The 23,668-nt window shown below is 52.0% G+C and carries 22 protein-coding genes; 16 read left to right on the top strand and 6 right to left on the bottom strand.

What is annotated here, in order from left to right; translation table 11 throughout:
• Nucleotides 1-197 precede the first annotated feature (197 nt).
• On the bottom strand, nucleotides 198-2,738 hold the full coding sequence (gene mrcB, locus OGY17_RS01080; protein ID WP_032942392.1) for a bifunctional glycosyl transferase/transpeptidase: 2,541 nt from the start codon (nucleotides 2,736-2,738) through the stop codon (nucleotides 198-200).
• Nucleotides 2,739-2,873: 135 nt separating this feature from the next.
• Nucleotides 2,874-5,303: an ATP-dependent helicase HrpB gene (hrpB, locus tag OGY17_RS01085; protein ID WP_286606260.1), complete on the bottom strand. Its 2,430-nt coding sequence runs from the start codon at nucleotides 5,301-5,303 to the stop codon at nucleotides 2,874-2,876.
• A gap of 73 nt (nucleotides 5,304-5,376) precedes the next feature.
• On the opposite strand from hrpB, the gene thpR reads away from it, so the two are divergent.
• The 16 genes from thpR (at nucleotide 5,377) to panD (ending at nucleotide 20,132) form a co-directional block, all read left to right on the top strand.
• Nucleotides 5,377-5,907, top strand: a complete 531-nt coding sequence (gene thpR / locus OGY17_RS01090; RefSeq protein WP_284884651.1) for an RNA 2',3'-cyclic phosphodiesterase — start codon at nucleotides 5,377-5,379, stop codon at nucleotides 5,905-5,907.
• A 15-nt stretch (nucleotides 5,908-5,922) separates the two neighbouring features.
• Nucleotides 5,923-6,627, top strand: coding sequence for a DNA/RNA nuclease SfsA (gene sfsA / locus OGY17_RS01095; protein ID WP_008786246.1), 705 nt, complete (start codon nucleotides 5,923-5,925; stop codon nucleotides 6,625-6,627).
• A gap of 177 nt (nucleotides 6,628-6,804) precedes the next feature.
• The gene (gene dksA / locus OGY17_RS01100) at nucleotides 6,805-7,260 is read left to right on the top strand and encodes an RNA polymerase-binding protein DksA (RefSeq protein WP_003829221.1); all 456 of its coding nucleotides are present in this window, start codon (nucleotides 6,805-6,807) and stop codon (nucleotides 7,258-7,260) included.
• 70 nt (nucleotides 7,261-7,330) lie between these two features.
• Entirely contained in the window at nucleotides 7,331-8,227 is an 897-nt protein-coding gene (gene gluQRS / locus OGY17_RS01105; protein WP_103285752.1) for a tRNA glutamyl-Q(34) synthetase GluQRS, read from the top strand.
• A gap of 71 nt (nucleotides 8,228-8,298) precedes the next feature.
• Nucleotides 8,299-9,696 (top strand): polynucleotide adenylyltransferase PcnB, encoded by a 1,398-nt coding sequence (pcnB, locus tag OGY17_RS01110; protein ID WP_204192014.1) that lies wholly within the window; start codon nucleotides 8,299-8,301, stop codon nucleotides 9,694-9,696.
• A 51-nt stretch (nucleotides 9,697-9,747) separates the two neighbouring features.
• Complete coding sequence (gene folK, locus OGY17_RS01115; RefSeq protein WP_008786242.1) at nucleotides 9,748-10,239, top strand: 2-amino-4-hydroxy-6-hydroxymethyldihydropteridine diphosphokinase; 492 nt, start codon at nucleotides 9,748-9,750, stop codon at nucleotides 10,237-10,239.
• 359 nt (nucleotides 10,240-10,598) lie between these two features.
• Complete coding sequence (locus OGY17_RS01120; protein WP_071446612.1) at nucleotides 10,599-11,192, top strand: fimbrial protein; 594 nt, start codon at nucleotides 10,599-10,601, stop codon at nucleotides 11,190-11,192.
• Between the two features lie 178 nt (nucleotides 11,193-11,370).
• The gene (locus OGY17_RS01125; protein WP_008786240.1) at nucleotides 11,371-12,105 is read left to right on the top strand and encodes a fimbrial chaperone; all 735 of its coding nucleotides are present in this window, start codon (nucleotides 11,371-11,373) and stop codon (nucleotides 12,103-12,105) included.
• A gap of 59 nt (nucleotides 12,106-12,164) precedes the next feature.
• Nucleotides 12,165-14,774 (top strand): outer membrane usher protein, encoded by a 2,610-nt coding sequence (locus tag OGY17_RS01130; protein ID WP_286606307.1) that lies wholly within the window; start codon nucleotides 12,165-12,167, stop codon nucleotides 14,772-14,774.
• Complete coding sequence (locus tag OGY17_RS01135; protein WP_100271492.1) at nucleotides 14,761-15,327, top strand: fimbrial protein; 567 nt, start codon at nucleotides 14,761-14,763, stop codon at nucleotides 15,325-15,327. Before OGY17_RS01130 ends, OGY17_RS01135 begins: the two co-directional genes overlap by 14 nt.
• Nucleotides 15,328-15,341: 14 nt before the next feature.
• Entirely contained in the window at nucleotides 15,342-15,962 is a 621-nt protein-coding gene (locus OGY17_RS01140) for a fimbrial protein (protein ID WP_252430288.1), read from the top strand.
• A gap of 11 nt (nucleotides 15,963-15,973) precedes the next feature.
• Nucleotides 15,974-16,558, top strand: a complete 585-nt coding sequence (locus tag OGY17_RS01145; protein ID WP_252430290.1) for a fimbrial-like protein — start codon at nucleotides 15,974-15,976, stop codon at nucleotides 16,556-16,558.
• 33 nt (nucleotides 16,559-16,591) lie between these two features.
• Nucleotides 16,592-17,812: a fimbrial protein gene (locus OGY17_RS01150; protein ID WP_081364724.1), complete on the top strand. Its 1,221-nt coding sequence runs from the start codon at nucleotides 16,592-16,594 to the stop codon at nucleotides 17,810-17,812.
• Between the two features lie 116 nt (nucleotides 17,813-17,928).
• Nucleotides 17,929-18,723 (top strand): 3-methyl-2-oxobutanoate hydroxymethyltransferase, encoded by a 795-nt coding sequence (gene panB, locus OGY17_RS01155; protein WP_008786234.1) that lies wholly within the window; start codon nucleotides 17,929-17,931, stop codon nucleotides 18,721-18,723.
• A gap of 78 nt (nucleotides 18,724-18,801) precedes the next feature.
• Nucleotides 18,802-19,656, top strand: coding sequence for a pantoate--beta-alanine ligase (gene panC, locus OGY17_RS01160; protein ID WP_008786233.1), 855 nt, complete (start codon nucleotides 18,802-18,804; stop codon nucleotides 19,654-19,656).
• Between the two features lie 95 nt (nucleotides 19,657-19,751).
• Nucleotides 19,752-20,132, top strand: coding sequence for an aspartate 1-decarboxylase (panD, locus tag OGY17_RS01165; protein WP_000621526.1), 381 nt, complete (start codon nucleotides 19,752-19,754; stop codon nucleotides 20,130-20,132).
• Between the two features lie 6 nt (nucleotides 20,133-20,138).
• Here panD and OGY17_RS01170 read toward each other — a convergent pair whose 3' ends face one another.
• The 4 genes from OGY17_RS01170 to OGY17_RS01185 form a co-directional block, all read right to left on the bottom strand.
• On the bottom strand, nucleotides 20,139-21,368 hold the full coding sequence (locus OGY17_RS01170; protein ID WP_020996224.1) for a polysaccharide deacetylase family protein: 1,230 nt from the start codon (nucleotides 21,366-21,368) through the stop codon (nucleotides 20,139-20,141).
• Between the two features lie 61 nt (nucleotides 21,369-21,429).
• Nucleotides 21,430-21,870, bottom strand: coding sequence for a PTS sugar transporter subunit IIA (locus tag OGY17_RS01175; RefSeq protein ID WP_008786230.1), 441 nt, complete (start codon nucleotides 21,868-21,870; stop codon nucleotides 21,430-21,432).
• Nucleotides 21,871-21,973: 103 nt separating this feature from the next.
• Nucleotides 21,974-22,744 carry an ABC transporter permease gene (locus OGY17_RS01180; protein WP_003829467.1) on the bottom strand — a complete coding sequence of 257 codons (771 nt, stop codon included), beginning with the start codon at nucleotides 22,742-22,744 and terminating at the stop codon, nucleotides 21,974-21,976.
• Nucleotides 22,741-23,667: an ABC transporter ATP-binding protein gene (locus tag OGY17_RS01185; protein ID WP_003829469.1), complete on the bottom strand. Its 927-nt coding sequence runs from the start codon at nucleotides 23,665-23,667 to the stop codon at nucleotides 22,741-22,743. The genes OGY17_RS01180 and OGY17_RS01185 overlap by 4 nt, the downstream gene beginning before the upstream one ends.
• Nucleotide 23,668 lies beyond the last annotated feature (1 nt).

Genomic DNA, 23,668 nt, shown 5'->3' on the forward strand with positions numbered 1-23,668 from the left:
AGCCTGCGATTTTTCACACACCATAAAAGAAGTTAACTATTTAATTTCCAATGTCTTTTGCAAACATTTGTTTTACTTAATTTGTTCTTAATTAAAATTAAATCAATACAATTGCATCATGAAAAAATAAAAATCATTTTACCCAGAAATAAAAACACCCGCTAATAGCGGGTGTTTAGGTCTAATTTATTACTGAATTAATTACTACCAAACATCTCTTTAATCCAACCGGCTACGCCATCGCCGTCCTTCTTCTCTTGCTGCGGCGGTTGCTGCTGTTGAGGCTGCTGTTGCTGCGGCTGCTGAGAAGATTGATCGAACGGATTACCCGACTGCTGCAGCATCTCACCTTGCTGACACAGTGAATCCGGATCGGTGGTCCATACAGGAAGCGTGCGCATCCCGCCGCTACAAACGAAGTTACCGTCGTAGTCTACGCCCATATCCACCACATCCTCCGGCGGCGTCAACACCAGCGGTGTTGGCGTCTGGTTGGCCAGATAACGCTGATAAATCGACATCGCGCCGCTGGCACCGTACAGCTTGGTTGGCTGGTTATTATCGCGGCCCACCCAGGTAATGGTCACCTGGCTGCCGTCGATCCCGGCAAACCAGGTATCCACGTTGTTGTTGGTGGTCCCGGTTTTCCCTGCCAGATGCAGACCCGGATACTTCGCGCCAAGCTGGCGACCTGTACCACGCTGAACCACCTGCTGCATAGTCCACAGCGTCATATACGCTGCTTGCGCCGGAACGGCACGCTCGGCCTGTGGGAAACTCTGGTACAGTACGGTTCCATCTTCGGCAATCACCGAACGCAGCGCCGACAGCGGCGCGCGGTTCCCGCCGCTGGCGATAGTCTGGAATGCCTGCGCCACTTCAATTGGCGTCAGGTTCAACGCCCCCAGCAGCATGGCCGGAACCGGGTTAAGCTGATCTTTCGGCGCCCCCAGCTTCAACCAGGTATCGGTTACAGCAGGCAGGCCCAGCGCCATCCCCAGATTTACCGTTGGCACGTTCATTGAACGCGTTAACGCATCCACCAGCATCACTCTACCGCTTTCGCTATAGCGACGGTCATCGTTCTGCGGTGACCACACCTGGCCGTTCGGCTGACGCAGTGCAATCGGCGCGTCGGCAATCCAGGTATTCAGGCGGTACAACTTCGGCTGGCTGAGCGCGGTCAGATAGGTCGCAGGCTTGGCCAGAGAACCAATCGAACGACGCGCCTGCATCGCACGGTTATAGCCCGCAAACTGCGGTTCTGCTCCGCCGACCATGGCGCGAACTTCGCCGCTAAAGCGGTCAACAACCACAATCGCGGTTTCCAGATCGCTCAGCTTACGCTGTTTCTTCAGTACCGGAATGCCTTCCACCGCCGCTTTTTCTGCGGCGTCCTGCGCCACGGAATCAAAGGTGGTGAAAATCTTCACGCCGGAGAGATCTTTAACTTTATCGCCCAGCTTCGCCTGGAGCTCCTGACGCACCATCTGCATAAAGGCAGGCTGCGGGGAGATCACCCCACCACGCGGCTGTACGCCTAACGGACGCGCACTCAGCATGTCATACAGATCCTGGTCGATAATCTGCTGCTGTTGCAGCAAACGCAGAACCAGGTTACGACGCTCCAGCGCCAGTTTCGGGTTACGCCACGGGTTGTAGATCGACGCCCCTTTAACCATCCCCACCAGCAGCGCCTGCTGGTCGAGGCTCAGCTCTTCTACCGGACGACCGAAATAATAGAGGCTCGCCAGCGGGAAGCCGCGAATCTCGTTATCACCGCTTTGGCCGAGATAGACTTCGTTCATGTACAGCTCAAGAATGCGGTCTTTGCTGTAACGCGCATCCATGATCAGCGCCATATAGGCTTCGTTGGCCTTACGCCAGTAGGAACGTTCGCTGGACAGGAACAGGTTTTTCACCAGCTGCTGAGTCAGCGTACTGGCCCCCTGTACCGTACGACCCGCCGTCAGGTTCGCCAGCACCGCACGGCCAATGGAATAAAGGCTGATACCGTCATGCTCATAGAAGTGACGGTCTTCGGTCGCCAGCAGTGTGTCCACCAGCAGATCCGGGAAGCCGCTACGCGGAACAAACAGGCGCTGCTCACCGTTAGGTGAAGAGAGCATGGTGATCAGACGCGGATCGAGACGGAAGAAACCGAACTGGCGGTTGTTATCCATATTCTCGATGGTGTCCAGATGATCGCCGTCAAAGGTCAGACGCGCACGCACCTGCCCTTCTTTACTGTCCGGGAAGTCAAACGGACGACGAATCATCTCGATGCTCTTCGCCTGCACGGTAAATTCGCCCGGACGCGTCATCTTCGTCACCTGACGATACTGCGTGGCCTCCAGCAGCTTCACCATCTCGTTTTTGCCGATAGGCATTTCTGGCTCAAGGTTAACCATACGGCCATAAACTGCCGCAGGAAGCTGCCAGACTTTGCCATCAATACGGCTACGGATTTTTTGGTCCAGATACACGCCGTAAATGGCGATCAGCACCAAAAAGACAATCGACAGTTTTACCAGCAGCCAGAACCAGCCGCGCTTACCACGAGGCTTACGCCCTTTGCCTTTACCCTTACGCGGCATCGGTTCTTCATCCTCATAGTCATCATCATCATAATCGTCGTCATACTCTTCATCTCTGAGTTGACGACGGCTCACCTTTTGTTTCACCGGACGCGAGGGTTTCCCTTTACGTCCAATTGGCTCGCGGTCATTCCCCGCCATGCTTTTTCTCCGCAACATTCAGGCGCAAGGGCCCGATTCTCTGTTCTTCCGTCCTGCGACAGAAGAAGAAATCTCTCAATTATTACCGCTCTTTCGCCGGATGCGGCATAACGCCTTATCCGGCCTACAGTTACATTACGAATACTTTTTGGTGCGCCGCGTTGGCGCGGTATTCGCCGGATCGTCCGGCCAGACATGTTTGGGATAACGCCCTTTCATCTCTTTTTGCACCTCACGGTACGATCCCTGCCAGAACGCGCTCAGATCGCTCGTCACCTGTAGCGGTCTTTGGGCCGGAGACAGCAGCTCCAGCACCAGCGGCACGCGCCCCTGGGCAATGGTTGGAGTCTTTGCTTCACCAAACATTTCCTGCATCCGAACCGCCAATACTGGAGGATTATCCTCATGATAGCGAATGGCAATCCGGCTTCCCGTCGGCACAGTGTAATGCGCAGGCAGCTCACTATCCAGACGTTGCAACATTGACCAGTCCAGTAAACCGCGCAACGCCTGTCCCACATTGAGTGCTTTTAATGCGCGTAACGAGTGCACACCGCTCATGTGCGGCAGCAGCCAGGTCTCCAGCGACGCCAACAGAGAATCCTCATCTACCGCGGGCCAGTCGTATTCTGGCAACCAGTTTGCCGCACATTGCAGACGCAGTCGAAACTGCTCGGCTTCCGGCGTCCAGTTGAGCACACTTAGCCCTTTATCGCGAATGCCATTCAACATCGCCTGATGCAACTCCTCTTCCGAGGGTTTGGCCAATGGCTGTACTTTTACCGTGAGCTGACCAATGCGCGACCGACGCAATGCCTTTAACGTTCCCTGGGTTTCATCCCATTCGATGGTGTCGGACTGTTGCAGCAGCTCAGGACATGCCTGCATCAGCGACTCGATATCCAGCGGCAGAGCCAGCAAAATACGCGCGTCTGGCGAAGCGCTGCCCTGCAACAAAAGTGGCGCTATCAGCCATTCATGGCGTCCTGAAGCATCATCGGCATCCAGCATGGCACCCATGCCATTCGCCAGTTGATAGCGCCCTTCCTGCCCGCGTCGACGCGCTATCCGATCGGCAAACGCCCGCGCCAGCAATGAGGGGAGCAGCGTGCTGTCGGGCTGCCCGCTGCTAACGTTAAGCCGTTTCAGCAACTGTTGACTGCGCTGCTGCCAGGCGGGCTGATTTCGTGCAAACGCCACGGTCAGATCGGTACTTCCACCGCGCGGCGGCTCTTCCAGAATCGCGGCCAGTTTTGCCGCCGTAGCCGCTTCGGTATTATTTTTGGCACCGACCAGCATCGCCGCTAAACGAGGATCGTTACCCAATGCCGCCATTTTCTGCCCGCGGGCACTGAGCCTGTCGCCCTCAAGCGCGCCCAGCATCTGCAACAGCCGTTTTGCCGCCTGCAGGTTGATGGCGGGCGGCATATCCAGCCAGTTCAGTTGTTCAGGTTCGGTACATCCCCATTGCAGCAACTCCATCAGTAGCCCGGACAGATCGCTCTGCAATATCTCCGCTTCCCCCTGCGCTGCCGCTCTTTCTGCCTGCTCTTTGGCAAGCAGATGCAGGCAAATACCGGGCTCCAGACGACCCGCACGTCCCGCGCGCTGAGTCATCGAAGCCTGGCTAATGCGCTGGGTAATCAGTCGCGTCAGACCGGTACGCACGTCATAGCGCGCCACGCGTTCCTGGGCGCAGTCCACCACCAGTCGGATGCCTTCGATCGTCAAGCTGGTTTCAGCAATATTGGTGGCCAGCACCACTTTGCGTTTGCCTTGCGGCGCGGGCACAATCGCCTGACGCTGCTCGGAAAGCGTTAACGCGCCGTACAGTGGACACAGCACAACATCGCTGCCTACACGCGTAGCCAGCTGCTCCTGTACACGCAGGATTTCGCCCACACCCGGTAAAAATAGCAGCAGTGACCCGCTTTCATGACACAATAGCTCCGCCGTCGCTATCGCCACCGCTTCATCAAAACGCAAATGCGCCGCCAACGGCTGATACCGCCGCTCAACGGGAAATGCGCGGCCTTCAGAAACGATCGTCGGCGCATCGGGCAACATCTGCTGCAAACGCCCGTTATCCAGAGTGGCGGACATAATCAACAGTTTCAGATCGTCCCGCAGCCCTTGCTGCACATCCAGCAATAGCGCCAGTGCCAGATCAGCCTGTAAACTCCGTTCGTGAAATTCGTCGAGGATCACCAGCCCGACGCCTGTCAGTTCAGGATCGCGTTGGATCATCCGCGTCAGGACGCCCTCAGTTACCACTTCCAGCCGGGTCTGCGGCCCTACGCAACTTTGCGCGCGCATGCGATAGCCCACGGTTTCACCAGGCTTTTCGTTCAGCAATTCCGCTAATCGTTGCGCCACATTGCGCGCTGCCAGGCGGCGCGGCTCCAGCAAAATAATCCGCCCCGTGATACCGCGATGCTCAAGAAGTCGCAACGGCAGCCAGGTCGATTTCCCTGCACCAGTCGGCGCCGTCAGCAGAACCTGCGGCGAGGCATCAAGGGCGGTAAGCAGTTCAGGCACTACGGCGGCAACGGGCAACGACGTCACAAATGGCTCCAGAGGGTTAACATTCTTCGCGCTGCATTGTAGCATCGCGTTAATTCATAACCGAGTATCCATCATGTCTGAGCCAAAAAGGCTGTTCTTTGCGATTGAATTGCCAGCCGGGGTTCGGGAGCAGCTAATCCACTGGCGGGCCGCGCAGTTCCCCCCTGAAGCGGGTCGCCCCGTCGCGGCTGATAATCTGCATCTGACGCTGGCCTTTTTAGGCGACGTCAGCGCTGAGAAGCAACAGGCGCTGTCGCAGCTCGCGGGGCGTATTCGCCAGCCAGGTTTCACGCTCAAATTCGATGATGCCGGGCAATGGCTGCGCTCCAGGGTCGTGTGGCTGGGTATGCGTCAGCCGCCGCGCGGGTTGCTGCAACTGGCGAATATGCTACGGGCGCAGGCAGCGCGTAGCGGGTGCTATCAAAGCCCGCAGCCGTTTCACCCGCATATCACGCTGCTGCGCGATGCCGGTCACGCGGTTCCAATCCCTCCACCGGGCTTTGGCTGGTCATTTCCGGTAACGGAGTTCGCACTTTATTCCTCCTCATTTGCGCGAGGACGCACGCGTTACACGCAGTTGCAACGCTGGACGCTGACTGAATAATCAAAGGGACTGTTTATGCAATTTTCTCCACCTTTACAACCTGCAACGCTCATCCAGCGCTATAAGCGCTTTTTAGCGGATGTGATCACACCAGATGGCACAGCGTTAACGCTACACTGCCCAAATACCGGTGCGATGACCGGATGCGCAATGCCAGGTGACACCGTTTGGTATTCGACATCAGAAAATACTAAACGCAAATATCCACATACCTGGGAATTAACGCAAACCCAATCCGGTGAATTTATTTGTGTTAACACGCTGTGGGCCAACAGATTAACGAAAGAGGCGATTCAGCAGGCGTTAATTTCGGAAGTTTCAGGCTACAGTACTTTGAAAAGTGAAGTAAAATACGGCGCCGAAGGGAGCCGCATCGACTTTTTGTTACAGGCAGATTCCCGACCTGACTGCTATATTGAAGTGAAATCAGTCACGTTGGCGGAAAAAGAGCAGGGTTATTTTCCCGATGCCATCACTGAACGAGGTCAGAAGCATCTTCGGGAATTGATGAGCGTAGCGGCTGAAGGCAAGCGGGCAGTGATATTTTTCGCCGTGCTACATTCAGCCATTACACGGTTTTCACCCGCGCGCCATATCGATGCAAAATATGCGCAATTATTAGTTGAAGCACAGCTTAAGGGGGTTGAAATTCTGGTTTATAAAGCGGAACTTTCTGCCCACGGTATGACTCTTAAAGAGCCGTTGCCCATTACCTTGTAATGGTGTAAATATCTGGTCAATTAGTATTCTGGGCGCGTGGGCAAATACGCTTTTCCTCACAGGGTTGTCAAGTGTTACGTTTAGATAATTGCTATCCGGAAAAGCATCTGCTATTTATAGCGACCTGATTTTTCCCCCGAACATGGGGATCGATAGTGCGTGTTAAGGAGAAGCAACATGCAAGAAGGGCAAAACCGTAAAACATCGTCCCTGAGTATTCTCGCCATCGCTGGGGTGGAGCCGTACCAGGAGAAACCGGGCGAAGAGTATATGAACGAAGCCCAGCTGTCGCACTTCAGGCGTATTCTTGAGGCATGGCGCAATCAACTTAGGGATGAAGTCGATCGCACCGTAACTCATATGCAAGACGAAGCGGCTAACTTCCCTGATCCGGTGGACCGCGCCGCACAGGAAGAAGAATTCAGCCTTGAGCTGCGTAACCGTGACCGTGAGCGCAAACTGATCAAAAAGATCGAGAAGACGCTGAAGAAAGTAGAAGACGAAGATTTCGGCTACTGCGAATCATGCGGCGTAGAAATTGGTATTCGCCGTCTGGAAGCGCGTCCGACAGCCGATCTGTGCATCGACTGTAAAACGCTGGCAGAAATCCGCGAAAAACAAATGGCAGGTTAATTCCGGTCATTTTTACCACGTTTACTACAGGCGGGAGCTTCTCCCGCCTTATTATTTGTTAGTCCGCAAAATGAGCGATTCACACTATATAGGCCGCTTCGCCCCTTCCCCTTCTGGCGAACTGCATTTCGGTTCACTAATTGCCGCCCTCGGGAGTTACCTGCAGGCCCGCGCACAGCGCGGAATCTGGCGAGTGCGCATTGAAGATATTGACCCCCCTCGTGAAGTTCCCGGTGCTGCAGATACGATTCTGCGTCAGCTGGAACATTACGGACTGCACTGGGATGGCGATATTTTATGGCAATCCCAACGTCATGATGCCTACCGCGAGGCGCTCGCCTGGTTACATCAACAGGATCTGAGCTATTACTGCACCTGTACACGGGCGCGTATTCAAAGCGTCGGTGGTATTTATGACGGCCATTGCCGTGAGTTACGCCTCGGACCAGAGCAGGCGGCAGTCCGCATAAAGCAACGTCACCCGGTGATGCAGTTTACTGACCAACTGCGCGGTGAAATTCAGGCAGATCCACAGCTTGCAGGCGAAGATTTTATCATTCACCGTCGCGACGGGCTGTTTGCCTATAACCTCGCCGTGGTGGTTGATGACCACTTTCAGGGCGTAACAGAGATTGTACGCGGCGCCGATCTTATCGAACCCACGGTGCGGCAAATCTCTTTGTATCAGCAGTTTGGCTGGCAAGCGCCTGACTATATTCATCTTCCGCTGGCGCTCAACGAACAAGGCGCTAAACTTTCAAAACAAAATCATGCACCTGCGCTGCCGCAAGGCGATCCGCGTCCGGTGATTATTGCCGCGCTGCGCTTTCTCGGCCAGCGTGCCGATATCCCGTGGCAGGATATGCAGGTTGATCAGATCCTGGAGTTTGCCGTTGAGAATTGGCGTCTGACAACGGTGCCTGAATCGGCGATCTTAAATCCGGCATTCTCAAATGCATCATGCTGAGCTATGATTAGCCGCTATTTTTACACAGCAACACTTGTTCTGATTGAAGTTTGACACTACCGAGGTGCACTATTTTTACCCGAGTCGCTAATTTTTGCCGCAAGGTGCTAAGCCGCGAGGAGCGCGAGGCTGAGCTCGCCGTCGCCCGTCCACATATGACGGTAATTCCGCGTGAGCAGCACTCTATCTCCCGCAAAGATATCAGTGAAAATGCCCTGAAGGTAATGTACAGGCTCAATAAGGCCGGATACGAGGCATGGCTGGTTGGCGGTGGTGTACGCGATCTTTTGCTGGGCAAAAAACCGAAAGATTTTGATGTCACCACTAACGCAACGCCGGATCAGGTGCGCAAACTGTTTCGTAACTGTCGCCTGGTCGGTCGCCGTTTCCGTCTGGCCCATGTCATGTTCGGCCCTGAAATTATCGAAGTGGCGACGTTCCGCGGCCATCATGAAGGCAGCGAATCCGATCGCACAACATCGCAGCGCGGGCAAAACGGTATGCTGCTGCGTGACAACATCTTCGGCTCCATCGAAGAAGATGCACAGCGTCGCGATTTCACGATTAACAGCCTGTATTACAGCGTGGCCGATTTCACCGTACGTGATTACGTTGGGGGAATGCAGGATCTCGAAGAGGGCATCATTCGCCTGATCGGTAATCCGGAAACGCGCTATCGCGAAGATCCCGTGCGTATGCTGCGCGCCGTACGCTTTGCCGCCAAGCTCGACATGCGTATCAGCCCGGAAACCGCAGAGCCGATCCCACGTCTGGCTACCTTGCTTAACGATATTCCTCCTGCACGCCTGTTTGAAGAAGCGCTCAAGCTGTTACAGGCGGGCTATGGGTACGAAACCTATAAAAAACTGCGTGAGTACAGCCTGTTCCAACCGCTGTTCCCAACCATTACGCGCTACTTCACCGAAGACGGTGACAGCCCAATGGAACGCATCATTGCCCAGGTACTGAAGAATACCGATAACCGCATTCACAATGATATGCGCGTTAACCCGGCGTTCTTGTTTGCTGCCATGTTCTGGTATCCGTTACTGGAAGCCGCACAGAAAATTGCGCAAGAAAGCGGTCTGGCCTATTACGATGCTTTCGCGCTGGCAATGAACGACGTGCTGGACGAAGCCTGCCGCTCGCTGGCGATCCCGAAACGTCTGACCTCACTGACCCGCGATATCTGGCAGTTGCAGTTACGTATGTCCCGTCGCCAGGGCAAACGCGCCTGGAAGCTGATGGAGCATCCAAAGTTCCGCGCAGCTTACGACCTGTTAGCGCTGCGTGCTGAAGTCGAACACAACGCGGAATTGCAGCGACTGGCGAAATGGTGGGGTGAATTCCAGGTTTCTGCGCCGCCAGAACAAAAAGGCATGCTGAACGAACTGGATGAAGAGCCAGACGCACGTCGTCGCCATCGTCGCCCGCGTAAACGCGCACCACGCCGTGAAGGCTCCGCATGACCTATCACGTATACCCAACAAATTTCGAGTCGCATCAAGGTGGTGACACAGATGCAGCTTGAAAAACGACGGGTATATATCGCCCTCGGCAGTAATTTAGCCTCCCCTCTGGAGCAGGTTAATGCTGCCGTGAAAGCGATCGGGGAAATCCCTGACAGCCGAATCGTGGCTGTCTCCTCATTTTACCGTACGCCACCATTAGGCCCACAGGATCAACCCGATTACCTGAACGCCGCCGTCGCACTGGAAACCACCCTCGCGCCGGAAGAATTACTCAATCACACCCAACGCATTGAGTTACAGCAGGGGCGGGTGCGCAAAGCCGAACGCTGGGGACCACGAACGCTGGACCTCGACATTATGCTGTTTGGCGATGAAGTGATTAACACCGAACGTTTGACCGTACCGCACTACGACATGAAAAACCGTGGTTTTATGCTGTGGCCGCTCGCTGAAATCGCGCCGGATCTTATCTTTCCAGACGATAAACAACCCCTTGCGTTTTTCATCCAGCAAACCACTCCTCGTCCGGCGCAATGGTAACCGCGTTATATAATAAATTAATTATGAAAAGTCTCACTCAAATTAATTAAACTACATTTTCCTTTCAGTAAATCTAATTAACACATACTACTCAGACATCATCCATGCAAAACAATTATTATTAAAGACCAGTAGTTGTTTGTTCCTTGCGCTTTATCACACAAACCTATATCCCATAAAAATATATTTCAAAAAACAAAGAAAGCCCTCCTACAATAATTTTAAAATAAAATGATTTTATAAAACCCATAGACCCAAGTTATTTTACAAAACATTACTAACCGCTAGAATATGCCCCTGCTATTTAATATAGCAAAGTAGTAATTATCTAATATTTCAAATCCTGTAAGGATACAGTAATGAAAAAAGCAATTTTGGCAGCAGCTATGGTTATGGCAATGGGCTCAACTTCAGCAATGGCAGCGGATGCAGAAGGCGGTCAGCTTAATTTTCACGGTTTAGTCAGTGCTACAACCTGTTCTAAAGTCGTTTCCACCAGCCGTGGTGATGAATCCACTGATGGCAACATCTATCTGGAAACCGCAACCCCGGCGGATATCACCACTGAAGTCGCTGATGCTACTTACGGCGCAAAAGCAGAACCTTTCTCCATCGTTCTGAACTGTAAAGATGCATCCGAAGTGACCACCGGAACTAAGGCCAGTCTGTCAATGGTCTCTTCTTTTGGCAATACCAAAGGCACGCTGGATAACGACACCAACCTGACTGCCGCCGGTATGGCTGCTGCGAAGAACGTAAACATCGCGATTCACGATGCAGACACCAAAACGCTGATGAAAGTTGACGGTGCAGATGTTCACGAAGCCACCTTCGATGCCAGCAAAATCGCTACCTACCACTTTGTAGCTTCCTATGTGAAAGCAGTACTGAGTGATGACGTAACCCCAGGTCACGTTACCACTAACGCAATGTATACCTTTACTTATCAGTAAGCATTAACGCTTTACTGATGAAATAAGTATACAAAAAAGCGCGTTAATAGCATTAACCGGAATTATTACACCGTTTGTCATTAACACAGCTTGTAATAACGAGGTGAGAATTACGATTACTATCGCACCTCGTTTCTTAAATTAAGAACACCAAATCATCCACTGGCAAGGAATGCTCATGTTGAATTTTAAGAAAACGCTTACCACATTGGTACTAGCAGGAAGCTTATTGAGTAATACCAGTCATGCCGATATTATCATTTCCGGCACGCGCATCATTTATGATGAAAATAAAAAAGATGTCAGTATCCGCCTGGAAAATAAAGGTACCCGACCGCTGCTGGTGCAAAACTGGATTGATCTCGGGAATGATAATGCCGATCCAGGCAGTATTAAGGCCCCATTCGTCTCCACTCCTCCCGTTTCACGTATAGAACCAAAGCACGGTCAATCCGTGAAAGTAATGTTTACCCAAACCACAGCATTGCCAAAAGACCGTGAAAGCGTGTTCTGGTTTAACGTGCTGGAAGTACCGCCAAAAGCAGACGCCAACAAAGAAGAAAACAAAAGTTTGCTGCAGTTAGCTTTCCGCACTCGTATCAAACTGTTTTACCGCCCTGCCGGTTTACAGGGTTCGCCTGCAGAAGCCACCAAACAGTTGAAGTGGCAGATGGGGAATGAACAAGGTCATACGACGCTAAAGGTTAATAACCCAACACCTTACTACGTTTCATTTAATGATGCTGTCGTTACGGTTGGCGGGAAGCGCTATACCGTTGATGCCACCATGGTTGCGCCTTTGAGCAATGCCTCTTTTAACGTCAAAGGTCTACAAAATACCGTATCAGGCAAACTGGACTACCACGCCATTAACGATTATGGCGGCATGATCGAAGGCTCTGTTTCACTGTAATCGATTAATCAAAACGCAGGATGCAAAAGACGGTGCAAAACTTTCCTTATACCGAATCGATGCCGAAAAAAACGCTACTGGCGATGTGCTGTGCACTGCTTTACAGCCAGCCCGGTTTTGCCGCAGAAAGCGTCGAGTACGACAGCTCATTTTTAATGGGAAGTAGCGCGGCTAGTATCGATATCAGTAAATATTCCGACGGCAACCCTACGCCAGCGGGAACCTACAGTGTGAAAGTTTTCGTCAACGAGAAATCAGTAGCAAGCCTGACCCTTCCCTTTGTTGATGTCGGTAAAAATAGCGCGCAAGCCTGCCTGACGTCGAAGAATCTGGCACAGCTGCACATTAAGCAGCCTGAGATCGGCAACGAACACGCTATTCTGAAAAAAGGTGATGAAGATGGGGATGACTGCTTAAACCTACCTGCACTTATCGAGCAGTCAAATGTAAGCTTTGATATGGGTGAACAGCGCCTGGATATCTCCGTTCCTCAGGCGTGGCTCATTAAAGGTTATTCTGGCTATGTCGAACCCTCCTTGTGGGAAAGCGGCATCCCGGCAGCCCTGTTTTCCTATACCCTTAACGGCTACCACAGCACCAACCACGATACTGACAGCGATAGCTTGTATGCTGCATTTAATACGGGCATCAATCTCGGTGCATGGCGTCTTCGTGCCAGTGGTAACTACAACTGGGCGAAGGACGGCGGCAGCAATTTCGAATACCAGAACCGTTATCTGCAGCGCGACCTCCCGGCACTACGCTCACAGCTGATTGTCGGCGAAGCCTATACCACTGGCGAAACTTTTGACTCGGTGAACATCCGCGGGGCACGTCTGTATAGCGACACGCGTATGCTGCCTTCACAGTTGGCTAACTATGCGCCTATTATCCGCGGCGTCGCCAACACTAACGCCAAAGTGACCGTGACTCAGGGCAGTTATAAGATTTATGAAGCGACCGTTCCGCCGGGACCTTTCGAGATCAACGATATCAGCCCTTCCGGCTACGGTAGCGACCTGATCGTCACCATCGAAGAAGCTGATGGCAGTAAACGTACTTTCTCCCAGCCGTTTTCTTCGGTCATGCAGATGCAGCGCCCGGGCGTCGGACGCTGGGACGTGAGCGTCGGGGAAGTCAATAACGACGAACTTCATGACAAACCAAACCTGGCGCAGGGCTCATACTACTACGGTCTGAACAACTTTCTGACGGCCTACACCGGTATTCAGGCAACGGACAACGACTATTTCGCTGGACTCCTCGGTCTGGGTCTGAATACGCCCTTTGGCGCACTGGCGGTTGACGTTACCCATTCACGCGCAGATATCCCTGACGACAATACCTATCAAGGCCAAAGCTATCGCTTGACCTGGAACAAACTGATTGAGGCGACCGATACGTCGTTCAACGTCGCGGCCTATCGCTACTCGACGCGAGACTACCTGGGCCTGAATGACGCGCTAGAGCTAATCGACGATGCCAAATTCAAAGGTACTGACGCTGAACGCAATACCATGAATAACTTCTCGCGTATGAAGAATCAGGTCACCGTCAGCATGAACCAACCTTTGCAGTCCGCTGAGGTTGATTACGGTTCATTTTATCTGTCAGCCACCTGGACCGACTACTGGGCAAGCAACGAGAGCCGCAGCGATTACAGCCTGGGTTATGGCAAAGGATTTTCCTGGGGCAGCATGAGTATCAACCTGCAGCGCACCTGGGATGAAGAAGGCGATAAGGATGATTCGCTTTATATCAACTTCAATATTCCACTGGAGAACCTGCTGGGTGGTGAACGTCGCCGCTCAGGATTCAGCAACTTGAGCACCCAGATGCGTACCGATTTTAACGGTGGGCACCAGCTCAGCATGAACAGTAGCGGCAGCAGCGAAGACAATAAGCTGAACTACAGCGTGAATACAGGCTACACCATGCAAAAAGAGGGGAAAAACATCTCCGATATTGGTGGATATACCAGCTATCAGTCCCCATGGGGAGATCTTTCAGCATCCGCCTCGGCGAATAACGACAGTAATCGTCAGTATTCGCTCTCCACTGACGGCGGTTTTGTGTTGCACAGCGGTGGTTTAACGTTTACCAACGACAACTTTGGCAACAGCGATGCCATTGTGCTGGTGAAAGCGCCTGGCGCTAAAGGCGCTCGGATTAACGGTGGAAGCAGCACAATTGATCGCTGGGGTTATGGCGCAACGAACTCATTGACGGCCTACCGGGAAAACCAGGTCAATCTCGACATCGACACGATGGATAACGACGTCGAGCTGAAGAGCACCAGTACCACACTGGTACCACGCGATGGTGCGGTCGTTTTCGCTAGTTTCGAAACCGATGAAGGACGTTCAGCCATTCTCAACATGACGCGCAGCGATCACCAGACGATCCCATTCGGCGCCGAAGTTTATGAGAACAATATACAGATCGGCAATATGGGCCAGGGCGGCCAGGCTTTTGTCCGCGGTATTAGCGATAACGGCGAACTCACGGTGCGCTGGTTTGAAAAGAACCAGCCCGCAACCTGTACGGCAACCTTCCAGTTGCCAGCAACGCAACAAACGGTCGGCACCAGCCAGACCCTACTGTTAGACAACATTACGTGTCGTGTCATTAACCACAATACAAATGGAATCCCCAATGAAAAGGAATAAGCGCTTTTTAGCTGCCTCCGTACTCGCGGTACTCTTTCCGCTGACCAGTCAGGCGGAAACACTTAACGTCGACTTCACCGCTACCGTGTTGGCCACTACCTGCAGCATGACCATTGCCGCCCTGGATGGCTCATCGGTTTCTGGCGATGCCACCAACGGCTATAAGTTAACGGTGGGCGATGTTGGTCTGGATAAGATCATTAAGAAATCAGCGGAATCGCAGAAAAACTTTAAGTTCGTCGCCAGCGATTGTGCCGGTTCATTGACCAGTATTACCACAGCACTGGCAACCTCGACCTCCGCCAGCGGTGACTTCATTAAAAATGAATCCGCTGATTCAGGCGCCGCCACCAATATCGGTATGGGCTTTAAACGTAAAAACGTCAGTGATGAAACCTATATGAAGCCAGGTTCTGGTTCCTTCACCTGGACCCCTGAAGAACGTACTAACAACGCCGTCGAAATGACAGTTGCGCTGCGCGAACTGACGGATGGCGCGGGCACTACCGGCGCATTCAGCTCTAAAGCGACCTTCACCTTCACTTATCAATAACAGGGACGATGATAATGAAAAAACAACTTTTGCGCGGGTTAATGATTGGCGCACTTGCAACGATGGGGGCAGGCGTTTCCACCATGGCGCAGGCTGATGGTACTGCACAGTTGGACTTAACCGTAGAGGCTAATATCACCGCCGGTACCTGTGCGGCATCGGTGCTTGACGGTGAGACCGCCACCGCTACGATTGGTCTTGGCGACGTGTATGTCTCGGAAGTTTTTGCAAAAAGCAAATCGAAATCCTTTAGCCTGCGCTTTAGCGACTGCGCAGGGTTAAAAGATAAAACGGCAAAACTGCGAATTGCTCCGTCAAACAACTTGTGCACCGGCTCAAATTCCAAGAATCCTGAGTTTGCCAACAACTCAACGTCAGCAACAAAAGCGGGTAAAACCGGTATGGAGATATGGTCAACAGCAACACCTGCTGGCACAGATAGCGTCCAGTTCAACTGTGGCGACCCTACATCAAGCGAGCAAACTATCGACCTCTCAACCGCGACATCTACCACGCCTGTCGATTATCCGTTAAGTGCGCGTCTGGTGCCGGTATCCAGCCCAGTAACAACCCTTTCTCAGATAACTGCGGGTGATTTTCTGAGCAATACTGTTTTCACCATTACTTACCAGTAACGGTAATCACCATGATGCGTTTGCGTAGATTAACACTCTCCGCGTTAATTCCGGGGCTGGCAACAGCCCTGGTTGTCGCGCCGCTGTATGCCGACACCAACGTGGATTTCACCGCCACCGTGCAGAAGGATACCTGCCAGTTAGAGATTAACGGCAGTGGAACGGTAAATTTCGCAACCGTAGGTCCCGCCTATTTTGCCGACGGCATTACTGCGGAAACTGATTATGAAGGCGGTCAAGAGTTTTCAATTAAGCTTCTGAATTGTCCAATCAGTGACGGAGCCATCACTAATGTTACCTTTAACTTTACCCCCCAAAGTGGCCAGTTTGCGAATGGGAACCAGCAGGTATTTGCGAATGATCTAACTCAGACCTCGGGCGGTGTGGCAAATGTAGGAGTAGTGATTTTCACCACAGATTCACCACGCCAAAATGTGTTGAATACTGACGGCTCGTCAAGGGCGATATTTTCCGCTACAGATTATAGCGATACAACATGGACCTTTTATTCGCGGATGCAGAAAATCCTGAGTACCGAAACGGTTACCCTCGGCGAATTAAGTAGCCATGTACTTGTCAATGTCACCTACCAATAAAATTCGGAACGACCATTAATAGGGAAATTAGCCATGAAAAAAAACATACTCCTTTTAATATCATCTCTATTTTTATGGTTAGGAGCCAGCAACGCTTATGCATGGTCTGTCTATATTGGGCAAGCGACCTCGTATCAAGGAGGTGCAGAATATGCAGATGTACAAGACTACTCAGTTCCATTCTCATGGAACCTGCTCCCTTCAGTTGCCGCCCATACAGAATCAGGATTACGCGAACTTGCTGTTTCTAATGCGACAGAATTTGATCCCAAGCATGGACTTAATTGTAACTATAACCACGATGTTCATAGTGTAAATCTTTATCATGGTTTTCAGAGTGCGGGTATTAAAAATAATAGCGGCAATCCATTATGGAAAACAAATACTACGGGTTTGTATCTTGGTATGGAAATTACCAAAATTAACTTTGGCACCGCCTATTATCCAGGGAGTTCATTTTGGGTTGACTGGAACGGCGGTGGTACGGATTATAAGTCCTTTGATCTGAATTTCATTAGTACCTCTTATGCAGATTTCTCCACTTTCTGCGATTCAATCGCATGGAAGAAAGGTTATTTTGAAATGGGGGGAATTGTTCTGTGGATTAAATTCCATCTTTATGCTGATGATACATTTAAGCCAACCACATCAGCAGTTAACGTTACCTTTCCAACAAGTACCGGATACAACTTCCGATTTAAGCTTTCAGACACCAGTATCGGTGGTGGCAACCACTACCTTGATTACGTCATCAGTCCAGGTTCAATAACGATTCACTACCCAACATGTACTGCCACTGCCGTCACAGGTGAAGGTGTTTCAGGATCTACCGTGCCTTTTGGCAGTCGCAACGCAGAAGAACTGAAAGGCGACGGTGTGACAAAAGACTTTTCAATAAAATTAAGTAACTGTACCTACATTAAGAATGTCGAAGTGAAGTTAGGATCAACAATAACAGGCAGCAGTGACAACGCATTATTGGGTAATACTTTAACATCTGGTGCCGCCAGCGGTATTGGCGTGACGGTTGCCGGCGAGAAGAATCCAGCAAGCATCAGCGACTGGATGACGATCATGCCAAACAACTCCAGCTCCGTTTATAAGTTTACGAATATGGAAGACTATACTTATAGCAATATCGGTAACCCCGATCAGATTCTGAATTTCAGAGCAACGCTGAAACAAGACGGTAGCAACACCATCAAACCCGGCGAGTTCAAAGCGACAGGCAGCTTCACTATCGACTACCCCTAAGCGCGTTAATCCGGTGGCTCTCGCTGCCGGGAATACACACAAAGGGCTAACGCTTTTCTGCTTCATTCCCCTACAATGCGGCCATTATATTCATCAATATTATGGCCGGAGAGGTTATGAGCAAACCCACCACTATCGCTGTGTTGCAGAAATGCAAACAAGAGAAAAAGCGCTTCGCGACTATCACCGCCTACGACTACAGCTTCGCTAAGCTGTTTGCCGATGAAGGCATCAACGTGATGCTGGTCGGTGATTCGCTGGGCATGACGGTACAGGGGCACGACTCCACCCTGCCCGTTACCGTTGAAGACATTGCTTACCACACCCGAGCCGTGCGTCGCGGTGCACCGAATTGTCTGCTGCTCTCCGACCTACCGTTTATGGCTTATGCCACTCCGGAGCAGGCGTTTGAAAACGCTGCGGTAGTCATGCGCGCGGGTGCTAATATGGTCAAAATCGAAGGCGGCGCCTGGCTTACGGATACGGTGAAAATGCTCACCGAACGCGCGGTGCCGGTTTGCGGCCATCTGGGATTAACGCCCCAGTCGGTGAATATCTTCGGCGGCTATAAAATTCAGGGCCGCGGCGACGCCGGGCAGGTACTGCTGGATGATGCGCTGGCCTTAGAAGCCGCTGGCGCTCAGTTGCTGGTGCTGGAGTGCGTGCCGGTTGAACTGGCGAAGCGCGTTACTGAAGCGCTGTCGATTCCGGTAATTGGTATCGGCGCCGGTAACGTCACCGACGGTCAAATCCTCGTCATGCATGATGCCTTTGGCATTACCGGTGGCCATATCCCGAAATTTGCGAAGAATTTCCTCAATGAAGCAGGCGACATGCGCGCCGCAGTGCGGCAGTATATGGCTGAAGTAGAGTCCGGCGTTTATCCGGGTGAAGAGCACAGCTTCCACTAATTTTCTGACCGTGCCGGATGACGACGCTACGCGTCTTATCCGGCCTACGGTACCTCAGGCAACTCAAGGAGTCTTGTCGTGTTAATCATTGAAACCCTGCCGCTGCTGCGCCAGCATATTCGTCGTCTGCGTCAGGAAGGCAAACGCGTCGCACTGGTTCCCACCATGGGCAACCTGCACGACGGCCATATGAAACTGGTCGATGAAGCAAAAGCGCGGGCTGATGTGGTGTTCGTCAGCATTTTCGTTAACCCGATGCAGTTTGACCGACCGGATGATCTGGTGCGCTATCCGCGCACCCTGCAGGAAGATTGCGAAAAGCTGAACAAGCGTAAAGTCGATTATGTCTTTGCTCCGGCCGTTGAAGAGATCTACCCGCAGGGTCTGGAAGGCCAGACTTTCGTTGATGTTCCCGGCCTCTCTACCATGCTGGAAGGCGCCAGCCGCCCAGGCCACTTCCGTGGTGTTTCCACTATCGTCAGCAAGTTGTTTAACCTGATCCAACCCGATATCGCCTGCTTTGGTGAAAAAGATTTCCAACAGCTGGCGCTGATCCGCAAAATGGTAGCGGACATGGGTTATGACATTGAGATCGTTGGCGTACCGATTATTCGCGCCAAAGACGGTCTGGCCCTCAGCTCACGTAACGGTTATCTAACGGCAGAACAGCGTAAAATTGCGCCAGGCCTGCACAACGTGATGAACGGTATCGCTGAAAAGCTGATTGCGGGTAATCGTGAGCTGCAAGAAATTATTACCATTGCCGAACAAGAACTGAATGAAAAAGGCTTCCGCGCCGACGATATTCAAATTCGTGATGCCGACACGCTGCTGGAGTTGACTGAAACCAGTAAACGCGCGGTGATTCTGGCCGCAGCATGGCTGGGTCAGGCTCGTCTGATCGATAATCAAAGCGTTACATTAGCCCAGTAGACAGGGGTTAAAAATCGGGCAATACTGCCTGAAGATTTCTCAAAGCAGGCCAGTCGCGCCTGCTTAGCCAAGGTAAACGACAGGGTATAGAAGTTATGATTCGCACCATGCTGCAAGGCAAGCTCCACCGCGTAAAAGTCACGCAGGCGGACCTGCATTACGAAGGCTCCTGCGCCATCGACCAGGATTTCCTTGATGCCTCAGGTATTCTGGAAAACGAAGCTATTGATATCTGGAACGTGACCAATGGTAAACGTTTCTCAACCTATGCCATTGCGGCTGAACGCGGCTCCAGAATCATCTCGGTGAACGGTGCAGCGGCGCACTGTGCTGAAGTTGGCGACATTGTGATTATCGCCAGCTTCGTCACTATGTCTGACGAAGAAGCCCGTACATGGCGTCCGAAAGTGGCCTATTTCGAAGGCGACAACGAAATGAAACGTACTGCAAAAGCCATTCCGGTACAGGTCGCCTGACAGCCCTTACCCCTGCGGCTGATTGACTATCAGCCGCGACATTGTTTCCAGCGAATCCGTCCGCAGGATATACAGCCGCTTTAGCAACATCGGGTTATCGCCAGGCTTCACCTTCCCTTTCACCGTCGTCACCGCCAAATGAAAACCGGCATCATGCGCCGCTTTCACCGCCGTCGCGTTATAGCCGCCAAACGGATAGGAAAGATAGAGCACATGCGGATTAAACTGCCCGAGCGCCCGACGGGAGTGTTCAAAATCAAACAGAATATTGTGATAGTTACGGCTGAGTAAAATAGGTCGTCGCTGGCCATCCACCCGATGCAAGAAATGGGTGTGCGACTGGAAGTCGAACACGTCTTTGATCCCTTCCAGCTCGGAAATACTCATAAACTGCAGCGATTTCGGATCCCACTTCTGTGGGTGGCGCTTGATACGTGAGCTAATGATAAACGCCGTCGCCTTAAAGCCATACTGCTTGAGGACGGGATGCGCATAGCGGCTAACGGACTTCAGGCCATCATCGAACGTAATAACGACCGAACGCGCCGGAAGGTTTGCGCGATTATTGAGGTAGTCTTCTAACTGATACATCGTCAGCGTGGTATAGCCCATATCTCGCAGCCAGGTCATCTGATTACTGAACGCGCGCACTGATGTGGTGGTGGAGGTATGACGAAAACGCGTGTTCTCTTCATCGCGCAGAATATGATGGTAAGTCAGAATCGGGATACCGTTATCCTGCTGAGCATCCAGCGCGCTGATATAGGCCAGCCGCTCGCCGATGCGAATCTGATACCAGGTCTGATTCAGTCTGTCTTTCAGCCGACTGAGCACCGGGTAACGTAGATTCTCAGCCAGCGTACCAAACGGCGCACTGCCTACGTCCGGCGCGTTATAGACCGGAGTATCTTTCCAGGTAATCAGGTTCTGGTTACTCAACGGTTTATTTAAGTCACCCAGGCCGTCTTCCACACGCTGACGCCCCTGCACAGGTTCCAGGTGCCCTTTGTCGATGTAGCCTTTGCCAAAACCGAAGTTGAAGGTGTAGTAATCCTTTGCATCCGGTTCAACGGCAATAATCTGTCCCGCGCGTAAATTACCGACAGTCTCCGTCTTATTGCCAATATGCGCCCAGATCACCGCATCTTCCGTGGTTTGCATATAGCGAGCGGGCAAGGCCGCACCTACGCCACCAGAAAACAGGAGCAACAGAACAAACAGAACGCGCATAACCATATGATTTAACCGAGGCGAGAAACCTCGGTTATTGTAGCAAAAGCATCATCAATACCAATGATTAATACTCATACAAATCATGCTTCAACACGAAGGGGGGATTTTTTTGTTGTTGATGCCATAGGCTGGAGACGTCGGGGCCGCCAAGCGCGACGATGCAATCGCGAAACGCAGAACTGCTCAGTAATTCCCGCGACGAAAGCATTCGCTCAAGCAATGGATAGGTGATACCTGAAATCACTTCACACTGGGGATGTTTATGACTCATTAACGAGGCTACACGGTATGGCGCAGCCCCGGCCATATCCGTCAGGAATACTACCCCTTCACCAGAGTCTGTGGCATGCAGGGCATGGCACATCATGCGGCTTAACATATTCGAGCTGAGCCCACGCCAGAAACTTACCGCCTGACATTGCTCCAACGGACCGTACTTTTTCTCCAGACGATGCAGCATATCCTGTGCCTTATCGTCATGACAGGTAATTACCCAACCTAACATTGCCTACCTCCTTAGCAGGCAAGTAGTTTATCAGGGTGATAAATCGGTAATGGTGATAAGCATCAAAAGTCTTCCTCTCCCGAGTCAGGAGAGGAAGAAAGAATTAGCTACGCAGGCCGCGTCCGCGCTGAATCAGGTACCAGCACAGCAAGTAAAACGCCGCAATGAACACCACCAGCACGCCAAACGTGGTGACCAGCGGAACATCATGAATACCCAGGAAGCCGTAGCGGAAGCCGCTAATCATGTAGACAATTGGGTTCAGATGCGACAGTCCCTGCCAGAACGGCGGCAGCAGCGTTAACGAATAGAACACGCCACCCAGATAGGTCAGCGGTGTCAGCACGAAGGTGGGGATCAGGCTGATATCGTCAAAGGTTTTTGCAAAGACTGCGTTCAGCAAACCGGCCAGCGAGAACAGTACCGCCGTTAACACCAGCGTGAGCGCCACAAAGACCCAGGAATGCACCTGGAACGGCACGAAGAACAGTGAAATAGCCGTCACCAGAATGCCTACGCACAGGCCACGCGCCACGCCGCCGCCGACAAAACCGGCGATAATCACGTGCGTCGGCACCGGGGCGACCAGCAGCTCTTCGATATTGCGTTGAAACTTGGCGCTAAAGAACGACGAGGCCACGTTGGCATACGAGTTGGTGATCACTGCCATCATAATCAGCCCCGGTACAATAAACTGCATGTAGCTAAAGCCATGCATTTCGCCGATACGCGAGCCGATCAGGTTACCAAAGATAATAAAATAGAGCGTCATGGTGATGACGGGAGGCACCAAAGTCTGGACCCAGATACGCATAAAGCGGTGGATCTCTTTCGCCCAGATGCTTTTCAGCGCAACCCAGTAAAGCTGCATCATGCGCGATCTCCTTGTTTTTCATGCACCAGAGAAACAAACAGTTCTTCCAGTCGGTTCGCTTTGTTACGCATACTCAATACCTGAATGCCCTGTGCGCTCAGCTGAGAGAAGACGCTGTTGACCCCTTGTTCACGCAGAACCTCCACTTCCAGCGTGGAAGTGTCGACCAGTCGGTACTGATAACCTTCCAGTTTCGGCAGCGGACTTTTTGGTGCCAGATCGAGGATAAAGGTCTCGGATTTCAGCTTGGAGAGCAGACTCTTCATCGAGGTGTTTTCCACCAGCTCGCCGTGCTGAATAATGCCGATATTACGACACAGCATTTCCGCTTCTTCGAGATAGTGAGTGGTCAGAATAATGGTGGTGCCTTTGTCGTTTAAATCCTTTAAAAAGCCCCACATTGAACGACGCAGCTCAATGTCGACGCCCGCCGTTGGTTCATCCAGAATGAGTAATTTCGGCTCGTGCATCAGCGCACGGGCAATCATCAGACGACGTTTCATCCCACCAGACAGCATGCGCGCGCGCTCGTTACGTTTTTCCCATAAATCGAGCTGCTTTAAATATAGTTCGCTGCGTTTGACCGCTTCTTTATGCTCAACACCGTAGTAACCCGCCTGGTTGACCACGATCTGCTGCACGGTTTCAAACGGGTTAAAGTTAAACTCCTGTGGTACCAGGCCAAGCTGGCGTTTAGCATTAACCGTATCTTTTTCAAGATCGTATCCGAAGACACTCACCCGCCCGGAGGTTTTATTCACCAGCGAGCTGATTATTCCAATGGTGGTGGATTTTCCTGCGCCATTCGGTCCCAAAAGCGCATAAAAATCACCCGCTTCGACTTGCAAATCTATCCCGCGTAACGCCTGAACGCCACCGGGGTAAGTTTTTTTAAGTTGTTGAAGTTCCAGAGCAATGGTCATG

Source organism: Citrobacter sp. Cpo126, assembly GCF_030332445.1.
Taxonomy (GTDB): Bacteria; Pseudomonadota; Gammaproteobacteria; order Enterobacterales; family Enterobacteriaceae; genus Citrobacter; species Citrobacter portucalensis.

Coding starts and splice junctions, on each gene's coding strand:
- OGY17_RS01120 (WP_071446612.1), top strand. CDS start 10,599: ATGAAAAAAGCAATTTTGGCAGCAGCTATGGTTATGGCAATGGGCTCA.
- OGY17_RS01185 (WP_003829469.1), bottom strand. CDS start 23,667: ATGACCATTGCTCTGGAACTTCAACAACTTAAAAAAACTTACCCCGGT.
- OGY17_RS01135 (WP_100271492.1), top strand. CDS start 14,761: ATGAAAAGGAATAAGCGCTTTTTAGCTGCCTCCGTACTCGCGGTACTC.
- OGY17_RS01140 (WP_252430288.1), top strand. CDS start 15,342: ATGAAAAAACAACTTTTGCGCGGGTTAATGATTGGCGCACTTGCAACG.
- OGY17_RS01145 (WP_252430290.1), top strand. CDS start 15,974: ATGATGCGTTTGCGTAGATTAACACTCTCCGCGTTAATTCCGGGGCTG.
- OGY17_RS01130 (WP_286606307.1), top strand. CDS start 12,165: ATGCCGAAAAAAACGCTACTGGCGATGTGCTGTGCACTGCTTTACAGC.
- OGY17_RS01180 (WP_003829467.1), bottom strand. CDS start 22,744: ATGATGCAGCTTTACTGGGTTGCGCTGAAAAGCATCTGGGCGAAAGAG.
- sfsA (WP_008786246.1), top strand. CDS start 5,923: ATGCAATTTTCTCCACCTTTACAACCTGCAACGCTCATCCAGCGCTAT.
- gluQRS (WP_103285752.1), top strand. CDS start 7,331: ATGAGCGATTCACACTATATAGGCCGCTTCGCCCCTTCCCCTTCTGGC.
- folK (WP_008786242.1), top strand. CDS start 9,748: ATGCAGCTTGAAAAACGACGGGTATATATCGCCCTCGGCAGTAATTTA.
- OGY17_RS01175 (WP_008786230.1), bottom strand. CDS start 21,870: ATGTTAGGTTGGGTAATTACCTGTCATGACGATAAGGCACAGGATATG.
- mrcB (WP_032942392.1), bottom strand. CDS start 2,738: ATGGCGGGGAATGACCGCGAGCCAATTGGACGTAAAGGGAAACCCTCG.
- dksA (WP_003829221.1), top strand. CDS start 6,805: ATGCAAGAAGGGCAAAACCGTAAAACATCGTCCCTGAGTATTCTCGCC.
- panB (WP_008786234.1), top strand. CDS start 17,929: ATGAGCAAACCCACCACTATCGCTGTGTTGCAGAAATGCAAACAAGAG.
- OGY17_RS01170 (WP_020996224.1), bottom strand. CDS start 21,368: ATGGTTATGCGCGTTCTGTTTGTTCTGTTGCTCCTGTTTTCTGGTGGC.
- thpR (WP_284884651.1), top strand. CDS start 5,377: ATGTCTGAGCCAAAAAGGCTGTTCTTTGCGATTGAATTGCCAGCCGGG.
- OGY17_RS01125 (WP_008786240.1), top strand. CDS start 11,371: ATGTTGAATTTTAAGAAAACGCTTACCACATTGGTACTAGCAGGAAGC.
- panD (WP_000621526.1), top strand. CDS start 19,752: ATGATTCGCACCATGCTGCAAGGCAAGCTCCACCGCGTAAAAGTCACG.
- OGY17_RS01150 (WP_081364724.1), top strand. CDS start 16,592: ATGAAAAAAAACATACTCCTTTTAATATCATCTCTATTTTTATGGTTA.